Annotated in this window: 11 protein-coding genes and 1 pseudogene; 4 read left to right on the top strand and 8 right to left on the bottom strand. The window is 71.9% G+C overall.

All coding sequences use genetic code 11. The annotated features are described in order from the left end of the window. Positions 1-99: 99 nt before the first annotated feature. Together ABD126_RS30580 and ABD126_RS30575 are read right to left on the bottom strand one after the other, a co-directional pair. Entirely contained in the window at positions 100-3,465 is a 3,366-nt protein-coding gene (locus ABD126_RS30580; RefSeq protein ID WP_343937499.1) for a fibronectin type III domain-containing protein, read from the bottom strand. 347 nt (positions 3,466-3,812) lie between these two features. Next, positions 3,813-4,994: a lipase family protein gene (locus ABD126_RS30575; RefSeq protein WP_343937497.1), complete on the bottom strand. Its 1,182-nt coding sequence runs from the start codon at positions 4,992-4,994 to the stop codon at positions 3,813-3,815. Between the two features lie 100 nt (positions 4,995-5,094). Here ABD126_RS30575 and ABD126_RS30570 point away from each other — a divergent pair, with 100 nt between their 5' ends. Then, positions 5,095-5,709 carry a TetR/AcrR family transcriptional regulator gene (locus tag ABD126_RS30570; RefSeq protein ID WP_343937495.1) on the top strand — a complete coding sequence of 205 codons (615 nt, stop codon included), beginning with the start codon at positions 5,095-5,097 and terminating at the stop codon, positions 5,707-5,709. Between the two features lie 124 nt (positions 5,710-5,833). Here the strand turns inward: ABD126_RS30570 and ABD126_RS30565 are convergent, their stop codons facing one another. The 3 genes and pseudogenes from ABD126_RS30565 to ABD126_RS30555 form a co-directional block, all read right to left on the bottom strand. Continuing rightward, positions 5,834-6,151, bottom strand: coding sequence for a proprotein convertase P-domain-containing protein (locus ABD126_RS30565; protein ID WP_343937537.1), 318 nt, complete (start codon positions 6,149-6,151; stop codon positions 5,834-5,836). Positions 6,152-6,202: 51 nt separating this feature from the next. Further along, a pseudogene (locus ABD126_RS30560) lies at positions 6,203-7,006 on the bottom strand (S1 family peptidase); the annotation flags it as partial. Positions 7,007-7,191: 185 nt separating this feature from the next. Continuing rightward, positions 7,192-8,310, bottom strand: a complete 1,119-nt coding sequence (locus tag ABD126_RS30555; RefSeq protein ID WP_343937493.1) for a hypothetical protein — start codon at positions 8,308-8,310, stop codon at positions 7,192-7,194. Between the two features lie 138 nt (positions 8,311-8,448). Between ABD126_RS30555 and ABD126_RS30550 the strand changes: the two genes are divergently transcribed. The 3 genes from ABD126_RS30550 (at position 8,449) to ABD126_RS30540 (ending at position 10,832) form a co-directional block, all read left to right on the top strand. Continuing rightward, positions 8,449-9,018: a TetR/AcrR family transcriptional regulator gene (locus ABD126_RS30550; protein ID WP_343937491.1), complete on the top strand. Its 570-nt coding sequence runs from the start codon at positions 8,449-8,451 to the stop codon at positions 9,016-9,018. Positions 9,019-9,144: 126 nt separating this feature from the next. After that, a complete protein-coding gene (locus ABD126_RS30545) occupies positions 9,145-10,188 on the top strand; it encodes a hypothetical protein (RefSeq protein ID WP_343937489.1) in 1,044 nt (347 codons plus the stop codon). 29 nt (positions 10,189-10,217) lie between these two features. Then, positions 10,218-10,832, top strand: coding sequence for a pentapeptide repeat-containing protein (locus ABD126_RS30540; RefSeq protein WP_343937487.1), 615 nt, complete (start codon positions 10,218-10,220; stop codon positions 10,830-10,832). 302 nt (positions 10,833-11,134) lie between these two features. Here ABD126_RS30540 and ABD126_RS30535 read toward each other — a convergent pair whose 3' ends face one another. From ABD126_RS30535 to ABD126_RS30525, 3 genes are read right to left on the bottom strand one after another with little or no spacing between them, the layout of a single operon-like run. Next, positions 11,135-12,439 (bottom strand): ABC transporter permease, encoded by a 1,305-nt coding sequence (locus ABD126_RS30535; protein WP_343937485.1) that lies wholly within the window; start codon positions 12,437-12,439, stop codon positions 11,135-11,137. After that, a complete protein-coding gene (locus ABD126_RS30530) occupies positions 12,436-13,368 on the bottom strand; it encodes an ATP-binding cassette domain-containing protein (RefSeq protein WP_343937484.1) in 933 nt (310 codons plus the stop codon). Before ABD126_RS30530 ends, ABD126_RS30535 begins: the two co-directional genes overlap by 4 nt. After that, positions 13,365-14,396 (bottom strand): efflux RND transporter periplasmic adaptor subunit, encoded by a 1,032-nt coding sequence (locus ABD126_RS30525; protein WP_343937482.1) that lies wholly within the window; start codon positions 14,394-14,396, stop codon positions 13,365-13,367. Before ABD126_RS30525 ends, ABD126_RS30530 begins: the two co-directional genes overlap by 4 nt. Between the last annotated feature and the right edge of the window lie 74 nt (positions 14,397-14,470).

Raw genomic sequence — 14,470 nt, 5'->3', positions numbered from 1 at the left:
CCGGCGAGCCCGGCCCAGCCCGCCAAACCCGGCCGGCACCCCCGCAACACAGCGGCCCCGTCGCGCGGGCGCGACGGGGCCACCACGTGCCGACCCGTGCTACCGCACGGACTTCGGGGTCAGCTTGACCTCGATGGTGTTGCCCGGACCGGCCGTCAGCGCGCTGATCAGCGCGTTGAGCTGACCGCAGCCCTGCAGTTCGGGCAGCGTGTACGTGCCGGCCAGCGTGCCGCCCGCGAGCGGGTCGAAGCCGGGCTTCGACTGCAGCGGGATGGACGCCGGGGTCTTCGTCTGGCAGTTCGGGCTCGTGCTCACCGGGATGCCCATCACGGTCACCCGCGGCAGCTTCACGGTCACCGACGACGTCGAGCTGAGCACCCCGCCGGACAGCGTGCCCGTGGTCTTGGCCGCCTGCACGAACTGGATCTTCGCCGTCACCGGCAGGAACCCGAAGATCTTGAAGTTGCCCGTCGTCGGGTTCAGCACCAGGTCGGCGTCGAACTTGCCGGTCGCCAGGTCCAGCCCCGCGTCGATGCCGCCGGTCAGCTGGACCGTCCCGTTGGCGGCCTTGATCTTCGTGCTGCCGGCCAGGTTGTAGCCGTAGCGGATGACCGTGCCGCCGCCCGGCTTGGTGCGCGCGGTGACCGCCGCGCTCGCCGCCGACCGGTTGCCGGCCGCGTCGACCGCCACGACGGTGAACGAGTACTCGGTGTCCGCCGCCAACCCCGTCACGTTGGTCGAGGTGCCGGTCACGGTCGCCACCTTGGTCGCGCCCTGGAACACGTCGTACCCGGTCACGCCGACGTTGTCGGTCGCGGCGTCCCAGGCCAGGCCGATGCTGTTCTCGGTCTGGCCGGTGGACCGCAGCCCGGTCGGCGCGGACGGCGCGACGACGTCGGGCGCGGCCTTGGTCCGCACCTTCAGGGCAGCGGCGGCGTCCGACGTGTTGCCCGCCGCGTCCTTGGCCACCACGGTGAACGTGTACTCGGTGTCCGCGGTCAGCCCCTCGACGGTCGCCGACGTCCCGGTCACCGACGCGACCACCGCGCCACCGGACAGCACGTCGTAGCCGACGACATCCACGTTGTCCGACGCGGCCGTCCACTCCAGCGAAACGCTCGACGTCGTCTCACCCGTGGACTTCAGCCCGGACGGCGCGGACGGCGCCTGGGTGTCCGGCGCGTCCCCGGTGCGGGCGGACACCGCGGCGCTCGCGTCCGACCGGTTGCCGGCGGCGTCCTTGGCCACCACCGCGAACGAGTAGTCCGTGCTCGGCGACAGACCGTCCACCACCGCGGACGTGCCCTCGACCGACTTCACCACGGAACCACCGGACACCACGTCGTAGCCGACGACACCGACGTTGTCCGACGCGGCGGTCCACGACAGGGACACCGTGGACTGCGTCGTGCCGGTGACCGCCAGGCCCGAAGGCGCGGACGGCTTCTCCGTGTCGGGCAGCTGGGCCGTCCGACCGGTCACCGCGGCGCTCGCGTCCGACACGTTGCCCGCGGCGTCCTTGGCCACCACGGTGAACGAGTACTCGGTGTCCGCGGTCAGCCCCTCGACGGTCGCCGACGTGCCGGTCACCGACGCGACCACCGCGCCACCGGACAGCACGTCGTACCCGACCACGCCGACGTTGTCCGACGCGGCGGTCCACGACAGCCCGATGCTGTTGGCGGACGTCCCGGTCACGGCCAGGCCCGTGGGCGCGGAGGGCTTCTCCGTGTCCGGCGCGGCCGGCGTGCGCACGGTGAGCGCCTCGCTGGCGTCCGAGGTGTTGCCCGCCGCGTCCTTCGCCACCACGGTGAACGTGTAGGCGGTGTCGGCGGTCAGACCGTCGACCACGGCGGACGTCCCCGTCACCGACTTGACCACCGCACCGCCCGACAGCACGTCGTAGCCGACGACGGCCACGTTGTCCGACGACGCGCCCCACTCCAGCGAGACGGAGGTCTGCGTGGCGGCGGTCGAGGTCAGCGGGCCGGGAGCGGTCGGCTTCTGGGTGTCCGGCGCGGCCTTGGTGCGCGCGTTGACGGCGTCGCTCGCGGCGGAGCGGTTCCCGGCCGCGTCCTTGGCCACCACGGTGAACGAGTACGCGGTGTCGGGGGTCAGCCCGTCCACCACCGCGGACGTGCCCTCCACCGACTTCACCACCGCGCCACCGGACAGCACGTCGTAGCCGACGACGCCCACGTTGTCCGTGGCGGCGGTCCACGACAGCGGGACCGACGTCTGCGTGGTCTCGCCGGCGGTCAGGCCGGTGACCTTCGCCGGCGCCTCGGTGTCGGCCGCGCCGGTGATGGTGAAGGTCTGCAGGACGTTGCGCGCGGTCGCGTCGACCAGGGTGCAGTCGGAGGTGAACGTGCCCAGGCCGGTGGGCGTGCCGTCGGCCTTGAGCGGGGTCATGGTCAGGACCAGGTCGTGCACGGACAGCGTCGCCGTGCCCGGCTGGTCGAAGCGCAGCGCCGGCGCGGAACCCGACGCGTTGACCACCAGGTCGCCCGACGCCGGGATCGGCTGGTTCGGGATCGCGGTCGGCACCTGCACGGCCAGGTGGCCCTGCGGCGAGGACACCAGCGAGGTGGCCAGGGCGGAACCCTGGATCGTCTCGCCGCCGACCAGGCGCAGGCCCTGCGTGGCCGTCGAACCCGCGTTGGACACCGCCGTGATGTCGATCTTCGGCGTGAACGTGCCCTGCGCGATCTCGTTCGGCAGCGGGTTGGTGCTGATGTCGACGGTGACGTTCTGGTTGCCGATCAGCGGGAACGGGCAGTTGTAGACCTGCTTGAGCGGCGGGTGCGCGCCGCTGCCGATCACCGGCTCCGGGGTGACCGGCGCGCCGGTGACCTCGTAGGTCTGCAGGATCGTGGGCTGGTTGGGCGCCGGGGTGCAGGGCGCGATGAAGGTGCCCAGGCCGGTGGGCGTGCCGTCGGCCTTGAGCGGGGTCATCTCCAGTTCGAGGTCGGTCACCGAGAGCGTGGCGGTGCCGGGCTGGTCGAACCGCAGGCCGGGCGCGACGCCGGCCGCGTTGACGACCAGGTCGCCGGAGGCCGGGATCGGCTGGTTCGGGACGTTCGTGGTGACCTGGACGGTCAGGTCGCCCTGCGAGCCGGGGCCGTCGACGGTCGAGGTGGCCCGCGCGACGCCCTGGATGGTCTCCGCGCCGACCAGCCGCAGGCCCTGGGTGGCGTTGGGGCCGGCGTTGGAGATCGCGGTGATCTCGATGACCGGCGTGAACGTGCCGGTGGCGATGGACGCGGGCTGGTTGTCGCGGGTCTTGATGTCGACCGAGACGGTCTGGTCGCCGATCAGCGGGAAGGTGCAGGTGTAGGTCTGGTTGAGCTCTCCCGCGGCGGCGGTGCCGGTGCCCGTGCCGATGGCGAGTCCGCCCACGACCATGGCGGCGGTGGCCACCGCGCCCAGGCGGGTCAGCCTCCGGACCTGTTTTCTGTGTCTCACGGATCGTCCTCCCTGACGCCGAGGGCACGCCAGAAATAGGGGGCAGGGTGTGTGAATGCGTGTGTTACGGCCACGCTACGTGCCGTCAAATTAACGACGCCGCGCCACACCTCGCAAGACCTCCCCGAAACACTCCGAGAAGTTGTCACACACGACTAATTCCCGGGTCCGCGCATTGGCACGTTTGCCCTGGTCACAGACGCGAGAGCGGTGGTCACCCACCGTATACCGGCGAGTAGGCCACCGCTGGAGACAATAGTCCGGACGGTCCATGGACTAATCTGCGTTTGTCACCCCGGCACCAATTCCGGAATTGTTCTTGTCACCTGCCTGACAACTTTCGCGGGTCAGCAGGACGGCGTGGTGGGCCGACCGGCGAACCGGTCACCCAGCCAGTTGAGCGCGTTCGTGCCGCCGACGCTGACCGCCGTGATGTGGGCCGCGAGCGGGAGGGCGGTCCACTGGAGGTCCGCGCCCAGCGCGCAGTACCGGTCGCGCAGGCCGGTGGCCGTGCGGTACGGGATCAGCTCGTCAACCGTGCCGTGGTAGAGGTAGACCGGGACGGCCGGGCGGAGGGCGCCCAGCCGGTTCTCGGCGAGCCGGGCCTGCCAGCGCGGGTCGCGGATCACGCCCGGCACGGTGGTCAGGCTGTCGATCCGGGTGAACGGCGCGAGCAGCGCCAACTCCGCCACGCACGCCTCGGCGACCCGGCCCGCGACGTCCCGGCCGCGCGCGTTGAGCGGCAACGGCAGTTCCGGGTAGGCGGTCGCGTAACCCACCGCCGCGCCGACGACGAGGCCGGAGCCCGGGCCGCCGTCGTTGAACTCGGCGACCTCGTTCAGGTCCGCCGGCACCCCGCCCTCGGCGACGCCGACCAGCCGCACGTCGGGCGCGTAGGCGGGCTGGAGCTCCGCCGCGAACGCCGCCGCCTGGCCGCCCTGCGAGTAGCCGAACGCGCCCACCGGGGTGCCCGTCTGGCCGAGCAACGACTGCGCCGCGCGGGCGGCGTCGAGCAGCGCGCGACCCTCGGACCGGCCGACCGCGTAGGTGTGGGTGCCGGGCGTGCCGAGACCCTCGTAGTCGGTGACCACGACGGCCCAGCCCTTGAGCATGGCCTGCACGAGGAAGGCGATCTCGACCTCGGTGCCCACGCGCATCCGGTAGGTGGGCGCGCAGCGGTCGCCGAGGCCCTGGGTGCCCATCGCGTAGGCGATCAGCGGGCGCGGGCCGTTCGACCACGGGACCGGCGGGACCAGGAGCGTGCCGGAGACGGCGTTGGGCGCGCCGGTCGCGGAGGTGGAGCGGTAGAGGAGCTGGTGGGTCGCGACCGGGGCGGGGAAGACGCGGAACGGTTCGGGGTGCCAGTCGACCCGGCGGCTGCGCAGCACGTCGCCGGGGCCGCCGGGCAGCGGGGTGGGCGGGGTGTAGAAGGCGTCCCGGGACGGCTCGGGCGGGCGCTCGTCGGCGTGCGCGGCCGGGGCGGTCAGGAGGAGTGCGGCCAGCAGGGTGACCAGGAGTCGGATCGGCATCGTCGCCTCCGCGGGGGGTTGTGGTAACCACCGTTTCCGCAATGTAGGGCCGAACGCGCTAATCTGACAATCCCTGTTACCACTTTTCGAGGAGCCGCCCGTGGCCCGGCCGTACGCGGGGATCAGTCAGGACGAGCGCAGGAGGCGGCGCCGGGACCGCCTGCTGCTGGCCGCGTTGGACCTGTTCACCAGGCAGGGGTTCGCACAGACCAAGGTCACCGCGCTGTGCGGGGCGGCCGGCGTGTCGACGCGCAACTTCTACGAGGAATTCGAGAACAAGGAGCGCTTGCTGCTCCTCCTGCACGACCGGATCAACCGCCTGGCCCTGGACCGCGTGACCGCCGCGCTGGCCGCGCTGGACTCCGCCGACGCCGCCACCCGCATCTCGACGTTGCTGGACGCGTTCGTGTCGTCGGTGACGGCGGACCCGCGCGTGCCGCGACTGGCCTATGTGGAGGCCGTGGGCGTGAACGCGGAGCTGGAGCAGCAGCACCAGGACTGGGTCGCGCGGTGGGCGGACTTCATCGAGGCGGAGGCGGAACACGCCGCGGCACAGGGCTTCGCGCCACGCCGGGACTTCCACCTGACCGCGATCGCGCTGGTGGGGGCGGTGACGGGCCTGCTCCGCGAGTGGCAGGCCCACGACCCGCCGCTGGACGTGGCGGACATCGCGGCCGAGATCAAGGGCCTGATGCTGGCCGCGATCACCCGCTGACCTCCCGGCGCCGCCGGTGGCGTTCGGCGACCTCGTCGTGCGGTTCTCCGCGGAAAACAGCGACGGGACCCACCCTCGCAGCGGGTCCCGTCGCTTCGTGCCTTGCCGTGTCGGGGTTTTACGGTCAGAAGGTGAGCTTCCAGACGTCGATGTAGCCGGTGTCCTGGCTGTAGACGTCCTGGACCTTCAGCCGCCACGTGCCGTTCGCGGCCTCGGTGGAGGCGTTGACCGTGTAGGTGGTGTTCACGTTGGGCGTGCTGGAGTTGCTGGAGTTCTTCAGGCGGTAGGTCGAGCCGTCCGGCGCGACCAGGTCGATCACCAGGTCACCGCTCCAGGAGTGCTTGATGTCGACGGTGACCTTCAGCGTGGACGGGGCGTTCCCGGTCAGGCCCGAGGTCGCGATGTTGCTGTAGACCGCCGCGCCGGCGTCCGGGATCGCCACGTCGGTGGCGTTCTCGAAGGTCTTGCCGGGCGGGTTCGGGGTGCCGCCGCCGAGGCTGTCCGCCGCCGCCTTGATGGCCGCCGCGAAGGTGCTCACCTCGGTGTAGACACCGGGGTTGTTCGGGCGCGCGCAACCGTTGCCGTGGCTGACGATGCCGACCTGGATCCACTGGCCGGCGCTGTCGCGGCGGAACATCGGGCCGCCGGAGTCGCCCTGGCAGGTGTCGACGCCGCCGTTGGCCAGGTCGCCGGCGCAGATCTCGGCGGCGAAGATCAGGTCGCTGTAGTACGGGTCGGAGTTCTTGCACGTGGTGTCGTCGATGAAGTCGACCTTGGCCTTCATCAGGTACCGGGACTGGCTGCCGCCCTCGCGGGTGGCGCCCCAGCCGGCGACGTCGAACACGCCGTTGTTGTAGGCGGCGGTGGTGGCGATCGGCAGCAGGGCCGCGCCGGAGATCGGGCTGGACAGCTTGATCAGCGCCCAGTCGCCGCCGGTGGACGTGCCGTAGGTCGGGGCGCGGTGGACGTAGCTGGACGTCCGCTTGACGGCGGAGGTGTCCTGGAGGTCCGCGACGCCGTAGGTGGCGGTGATGCTGGTGTTCTCGCCGGTCCGGCTGACGCAGTGGGCGGCGGTGAGCACGAGCTGCTCGGTGTACATCGCGCCGCCGCAGCCCATGGACAGGCGGACCATCCACGGGAACTCGCCCTTGGCGGCCTGCGTGCCGCCGACGACCTGCGGGGTGACGCCGCCCGGGTCCGGCGGCATCGGGGCGGAGTGGGCTTGGCCGCCGAACGCGGCCAGGGTGGCGGCGATGCCCGCGGCAAGGGCAAGCGCCTTCTTCGCTGTGAAGCGCACAGTCGTTCCTTCCCGCGCCCGGCCGGAGGTGGTGCGGTGCAGGGTCGGCCGAGGCGTCGAGTGGTGTGTCAGCAGGGTGTTGTGCACCGGTTGACGCCGGCGGCTCATCATGCGCAGCCGGAAGCCTCGCTCACAATCCGACGATCGACGGGAGTTCTTCCGGTGTTCCGCGTGTTTCCGCGGTGTTACTCGATGGTGGAGCCGGTGATGGTCACTTCGGTGGCGCCGAGGAAGAAGATCCCCTTCAGGCCCGGTGTCTCGAAGCCGGCGCTGGGGTTGCGGCGCAGCGTCGAGCCGTCCACGACCATCGTGCCGCTGCGATCGTTGCTCACGAAGAAGATCGCGCCGCCACCTTCGTTCGCATGGTTGTCCTCGATGAGCGTGCCCGCGATCTTGACGGTGAACTCGTTGCCGTCGGCGTAGAGCGCCCCGCCGCTGCCGCCGCCGGGTTCGCCGTCGCGGGCGGGGTTCGCGCCGCGGCCGATCGCCTTGTTGTCCTTGAAGACGCTGTTGAGCACGACCCAGGAGGTGCCGATGCTGCTGAGCGCGCCGCCGTTGGAGCACTCGCCGTTCTGGAACGTGCTGCCGACGACGTGGACGGGCTGCTTCTGGCCGAACGCGCGGACCGCCGCGCCGCCGAGGTCGGGACCGTTCTCGTCGCACCGGTTGCGCAGGAACCGCGAGTTGACGACCTTCAGGCCCCCGCCGCGCGCGAAGACCGCCCCGCCGCCCTCCTCGGTGTCGCCGGTGGCGTCGCCGTCGGCGAGGGTGAGGTTCTGGAGGGTGAGCCGGGGGTGGGTCTGGTCCTGGCAGCGGGCGCCGGCGCCGAGCGCGCGGTCGCAGGTGTTGAGGTAGAGGATGCGCCGCTGCCCGCCGCCGCTGAGCGTGACGGTGCCGCCGCCGTCGAGGACGACGGCGGTGTGGTTGTTGCGGATGCGGAGCGTGTCGTCGAGGACGATCGTGACGTGCTCGGGGCCGCAGTCGAACGTGATCGTGCCGCCGGCTTCGACGGCGTCGGCGAGGGCGGCGGAAGTGCAGCTCGCGGGGGTGCCGGTGCCGACGACCTTCGTGGGGGTGGAGGTGTCCTCGGGTTGGGCTTCCGGCGGGACGACGGCGGTTCCGGCGGGGTTGGCCATGGACTCGGGGCGCGGCTTGGGCTTCGACGTCGTGGTGGTGGGTGCCGGGGTCGTGGTGGTGGTCGTCGTCGTGGGGTCGGGCTTGGTCGCGAACGGTTGCGGGGACGAGGTGCAGGACACGAGCACGACGGCCAGCAGTGCGCACGGCACGACCCAACGACGCGACATGGTCCGCAACCCTAGGGAGCCCGGTTGATCAGCGCGACCCCTGGCAGGAGCAACCTGCGGGGCGGTGCATCGACAATTCACGGGGTTGGCGCGGTCGGCGGTTTGACAGTGGCGAAGTGTGAGTGATTGATTAGTCTCATGCCTGCCGCCGAACGCCGTCTCTCCACCGCCGACGAGCGCCGGGAGACCGTCCTGCGCACCGCGCTCGCCACGTTCGGCGCCAAGGGCTACTACGGCACGACGACCGGCGAAGTCGCCAAGGCCGCGGGCATCTCGCAGGCGTACGTCTACCGGCTCTTCCCCGACAAGCAAGCGCTGTTCCTGGCCGTCGTCGAGCGTTGCTTCACCCGGATCCGGGAGAGCCTCGCCGACGGCGTGGCACTGGCCTCCTCCACCACCCCGGACGCCGTCCTGCTCGCCATGGCCGACGCCTACGCCAAGCTGATCGCCGACGAGAACGCGCTCCTGCTGGTCCAGATGCACGCCCAGTGCGCGGCGATCTCCGACCCCGCCGTGCGGGAAGTCGTGCAGCGCGGGTATGCGCGGACCGTCGAGTACGTGCGCGGCGTGTCGGGGGCGGACGAGGACCAGGTGCAACTGTTCTTCGCGCGGGGAATGCTGTGCCACTTGGTGGTCGCCGTCGATGCCGCGCACGTGGACGCGCCCTGGGCTCAGACGCTCTCCATCGGACTTCGCCACTACACCTGAACGCCTGGCACCACCACTGGTCCAGTGGCCGCTGGTTCGGTGCGCCGGGCGCGGGCATCGCTTGGCGTGGAACCGGTTCCCCCGATCCGACCGTGACCGGCTCAAGGTCGACATAGGATCCGCCGCATGCCGTCCGAACTCCTGCTGGCTGGTACCCCCGCGCGGCCCGACCACGGTTTCCGCGCCACCGTGCGGACCGCTCGCGAGCACACCGTGGACCAGGAGTACTTCGCCGGTCTCGACGTCGAGGCCCTGCTGGTCGCGCCGTACCTGCGGGTGCTCGGCGAGAAGGGGGACCGCCGCATCGCCGTCGGGATGACCGAGGTGGCCGTGCGGGCGGACGGCGAGCCGGTCGTGACGGTCGTCGTGCAGGCGACGTGGCACGAGAACGGCGGCTGGCGGCAGGAAGAACCGCCGCACGCAATCGAGGTGGCGGCGACCCTGGCCGGCCCGGCGCACGTCGTGTCCGGCGACCCGCGGGCCGTGGCGGCGACGGCGGCCAAGGCGTTCGCCGAGGCGTCCCGCGCGGAGCTGGCGCGGCTGCGCGGCATCCGCTACGAGCTGGAACGCCAGATCGCCGACCTGCTGTCCCAACGCCGCGCCACCGCGCTGCGCCCGCTGCTGGCGGGCATCATCGAACTGTCCATCGCCACCGGCCGCGCCCGCGACCACGCCCGCGACGCCTGCCGCAACGGCCTGTGGGTGTGGCTGTGGGACCCGGACACCTACCACCGCAACCGCGACAGCTCCGGCCCCGGCGACACGCACCGCGCGGCCCTGCGGCACTGCGAGGCGATCGACGCGGAGCTGGCCGAGGAGGCGGAGCGGTTCCACGCGCTGCTGACCAGCATGTCCACCTTCGCGGTGGCCCAGGACGGCGAGGCGCAGCAACGGTTCAACACGATCGCGGCAGCGGCGGCGGCCGGGCTGGGCCTGCCGGCGCTGATCCTGTCCCTCTACGGCGCGGACACCTTCCTGCCGTTGACCTCCTTCGACCACGCCTGGCGGGCGCTGCTGCCGATCGCGCTCACCGCGCTGGTGGTGGTGAGCGTGGTGCTGCGCCGGATGCCGGGCCGTGCGACGGCCCGGCAGTACGCGTTCGGCCTGGGCCTGGTGATCGCCTTGGTGGGCGTGCTGTTCGTGGCGGGCGCCCTGGCACCGGCGGGCTAGGACGCGCCAGGCAGTGGGATAGTGCTGACGTGGCCGAGCGCAGACGTGGCACCCCGACCCCGCCCACCGACACCACCGTCCTGGACCGCGACTGGACGGTGAACGAGGTCGTCGGCGAGACCCACGAGCGCACGCTGTTCGTGGACGTGGACATGGCGGACCTGCTCAACCGGGGCTCGACGTTCCGCGAGTGCGTGTTCCGGGGCGTGGAGTTCAACGCGTCCACCCACACCGAGGCCGCGTTCCTCAACTGCACGTTCGTCCGGTGCGAGTTCTTCGACGCCAAGTTCACCGACTGCAAGATGGTCGGCAGCGTGTTCGACGGCGGCAGCTTCGACGTGCTCAGGGTCAGCGGCGGCGACTGGTCCTTCGTCGGGCTGCCCGGGGCGGACCTGCGGCGGGCGTCGTTCACCGGGCTGCGCATGCACGACGTGGACCTGACCGGGGCGAAGTGCGCCGGGGCGACGTTCACCGAGGTGGACCTGTCCGACGCGTGGCTGCACGGCGCGGACTTCACCGGGGCAGACCTGCGCGGCTCGGACCTGTCCGGCATCGACATCACCGCAGCCACGCTGACCGGGGCAAGGATCGAACCGGAACAGGCCGTCACAATCGCGCGAGCACTGGGCTTCAAGATCGGCTGAGCGATCAGCGACCCGCACAAAGCCCTTCAAAGGGCTGCCAAGCCACAGGAAGGGCCTCGGTTCGTTCCCCGTACGGCCTGGGCGCAGCCCAACCGCGCTTTGGTCTTCCCCGCAACCAGCTTTTCCGGTTGCGGGGAAGACCAAAGGGTGGTTGCCTCCGGCAGGCCGTACGGGGAACGAACCGACGCCCTTCCACCCCCCGGGGGCCTGCCGCGCGGCGAGCGCCGCTTTTCAGCTCTTAGCTCTCAGCTCTCCGCTCAGCCGTGCTCGGCGCTAAAAACTCGGCACGGCGGTCCAACGGTTCACGCGCGCATCACCGTGGAGATCGGGATGCGGGCCGCCCGCAGCGCCGGCACCAGACCGCCCAGCACGCCGGCCACCAGACCCGCCACGACGCCGGCCACACCGGCCTGCCACGGGAAGTCCACGCCCTGCAGGGACGGGAACCGCGAGCCGAACAGGGACGCCGCCACCCGCAGGCCGACCACCGCCGCGCCGATCGCCGCCGCCGCCGTCAGCAGACCCGTCAGCAACGTCTCCGCCAGCACGATCCCCGCCAGCAACAACCGGGGCGTGCCCACGGCCCGGCGCAACGCGAACTCCTCCACCCGTTCACCGACCGTGGCCAGGCCGACGTTGAGGATGCCCGCCACGCCGATCAGGAGCACCAGCGCCGCCATGCCCAGGAAGATCAGGCGCATCAGCTTCAGCTCGGTGGACATGCGCTCCAACGTGTTGACCGTGTTCACGTGGAGTTGGTCGGCCGGCACGCCACCGGCGACCAGGCGGGCGCGCAGGGCGTGTTCCACGTCGGACGCGGTCGGGGACATCAGGACCTGCAAGCCCGGACCGTTGCGGCCGTCGCTCATGCCCCGCGCGGGCAGCCAGTTGGCCAGTTCGTCGGAGCGGACGTAGGCGGCGGGGCTCCAGTTGCCGTCGTCGACCACGCCGATGAAGCGCGGGGTGGCGTTGGTGGGCGCGCCGTTGACGCGCATCTCTGCGGGCACCCGGTAGCGCTCGAACGCCTCCGCCGCCTTGGTGTTGAGCACCAGCCTCGGCGCGAGGGACGGGTCGCCGCCGAACTCCAGCCACTGGCCGGAGACCGCGCGGAACGGCTTGAACGTGCGGACGTCGCCGGTCAGGCCGGTCAGCTGCAACTCGATCGCCTGGCCGCCGGGCCGGTCCTTGTTGCCGTCGCTCAGCTCGCGGCACCCGTTCTGGTCGCACGTCATGCGCTGGCCGTAGCCGCCGGGCTGGTCGATCGGGCCGCCGCCCTCGTTGATCGGCTTGACGCCCGGTTCACCGATGATCGCCTGGGTGCCGGTCATGGCGACCGCGTCGGACCGGCCGCGCACGACCTCCAGGACCGTGTCCACGTCGGCGGTGGGCGGCATGTACATCATGCGGGTGCCGTCCTTGCCCGTCTGCAGCTCGACGTCGGCGAGCATGGCGCGGTTGGCGATCTCCGCGCCGGCCTGCACCGCGACGACCGCCAGCACGCCCATGAACAGGCTCACCATGGACAGGAACGTGCGCAGCTTGCGGGCCCGGATGCCCTGCCCACCGATGATCAGCGACGACCGCAGCCGCCCGGACAGCCGGATCACACGACCACCCGCTCGTCGCGCACGCCGTCGGCCGGGTTGCGCACGCCGTCAGCCGGGTTGAGCACGCCGTCGGCCAGCCGCAGCACGCGGCCCATCTTGGCGGCGTGGTCGCGGTCGTGGGTCACCAGCACCAGGCCGCAGCCCTGGTCGGTGGTGGCGCGCAGGACCTCGACGACAAGGTTGCCGGTCTCGGTGTCCAGGGCGCCGGTCGGTTCGTCGGCGAGCAGCACGCGCGGTTCCCGCACCAGGGCGCGGGCGATGGCGACGCGTTGCTGCTCACCGCCGGACAGGCGCGGCGGCTTGTGCTTGGCCAGGTGCGCGATGCCGACCCGGTCCAGCGCGGCCATGACCTTGGCCTTGCGCTTGCGGCGCGGCAGCCAGCCCTGGCCGTTGACCAGCGCCATCGCCACGTTCTGCGCGGCGGTGAGGTGCTTGAGCAGGAAGAACCGCTGGAACACGAACCCGAACTCGGCGCTGCGCAGCGCGGCGGCCTTGCGCTCGGGCAGCTTCGTGATGTCGCGGTCGTTGAGCAGGTACCGGCCGCCGTCGGGGCGGTCGAACAGGCCGATCACGCTGAGCAGGGTGGACTTGCCGGAGCCGGAGCGGCCGAGGATGGCGATCGAGTCTCCACTGTGGACGGTGAGGTCCACGCCGGCGAGGATGGTGCGGGGTTCCTGCTGACCCTTGAGCGTCTTCGTGACGCCGGTGAGCTGGAGCAGCGGCGGTGTTCCGGGAGCGTGCGGCGAACGGCCCGGAACAGCAACCTGCGGGAACGCGCCGACACCGTCGGCAGCGGGCGGGAACGCGCCGACACGGTCGGCAGCGGGCGGGAACGCACCGGGAACGGGAGCAGCGGGCGGGAACGCGCCGGCCTGGGGCGGCGCGAAGGGCGGCACACCCGCGCCGGTCGGCGGCGTGGGTGCGGTCACCTGCCACCCGCCTCGGGCTGTCCCTGCGGCGCCTGCGGCAGGTCCGGGCCGGGCACGGCCAGGGTCTCCTCGCCGGTCAGGCCCTCCTTGACCTCCACCACCTTGCCGTCGGTCAGGCCGAGCACGACGTCCTTGGTGGTCTTCGCGCCGTCCGGGCCGACCACGTCGACCTTGCCCTTGCCCTGCCCGCCCGCGACCGCCTCGACCGGCACGACGAGCGCGTTCTGCGCGCTGGCCGTGACGACCTCCAGGGTCGCGGTCGCGCCGTTGATCAGCTTCACGTCGTCGGGCGCGGTGCACACCAGGCGCAGACCGGTCGCCTCGGACGAGCCGCCGGGCTGCTGCGGCTGTTGCTGCGGCTGTTGCTGCTGCTGTTGCGGCTGCTGCTGTTGTTGCGGCGGCGCCTGGCGGCCGGCGGTCTCCGGGGTCTGCTCCTCCGGCTGGGCGGGCGGCGGCGGCGCGGGGACGGTGCCCGCGGGCAGCGCCGCGATGGTGCCCAGCAGGGTGCACGGGAACGGGCCGGGGCCGTTCTTGATCTGCGCCTGGATGGTGCCGCTGACCGCGTCGGCGATCTGGTAGGCCTGCTCGCCGTTGATGTCGGCGACGATGCCGTAGCCCGCGTACTTCGCCGACGCGACGGGCATGCCGGCGGTGACCGTGGCGCGGTCGTCCACCAGCCGGCCGCCGAAGCTCGACCCGGCGGGCACCTCGACGTGGTTGGGCTTGCCGTCGGCCCACACCGTGGCCACGCGCGTCGGCTTGGTCGGCGTGGCCGTGGACTGGGCGACCTCCAGGTAGCGGACCTGGCCGGCGACCGGCGCGGTGATCCCGTACACCGGGTTCATGGCGACCTTGCCGGTGAGGCTGACCTTGTTGGTCAGGTCCTGCCTGGTCGGCTTGGCCGTGGTCATGGTCGTGCCGCGCGGCGCCAGGTCGGGTGTGGCGGCCTCGGGGCCGCTCGACGTGCACGCGGTCGCGACCAGCGCGCACGCGAGGACGGCAGCGCTGAGCTGCGCTTGTTTCGACACCGGTTTCCCCCAAGCGATCACTTGCCGGTTTGGCCCAACCTACCGAGAGGACGCCCGGAACCCGCACCGGGTTG

It is taken from the genome of Saccharothrix mutabilis subsp. mutabilis, assembly GCF_039521145.1.
GTDB classification, from domain to species: domain Bacteria; phylum Actinomycetota; class Actinomycetes; order Mycobacteriales; family Pseudonocardiaceae; genus Actinosynnema; species Actinosynnema mutabilis.
The sequence above is the reverse complement of the archived record's forward strand: the minus strand, read 5'-3'. Positions and strand labels throughout refer to the sequence as shown.

Bases quoted from the DNA above. Each gene is read 5' to 3' on its own strand.
- ABD126_RS30575 (WP_343937497.1), bottom strand. From the start codon at position 4,994: ATGCCGATCCGACTCCTGGTCACCCTGCTGGCCGCACTCCTCCTGACC.
- ABD126_RS30555 (WP_343937493.1), bottom strand. From the start codon at position 8,310: ATGTCGCGTCGTTGGGTCGTGCCGTGCGCACTGCTGGCCGTCGTGCTC.
- ABD126_RS30550 (WP_343937491.1), top strand. From the start codon at position 8,449: ATGCCTGCCGCCGAACGCCGTCTCTCCACCGCCGACGAGCGCCGGGAG.
- ABD126_RS30545 (WP_343937489.1), top strand. From the start codon at position 9,145: ATGCCGTCCGAACTCCTGCTGGCTGGTACCCCCGCGCGGCCCGACCAC.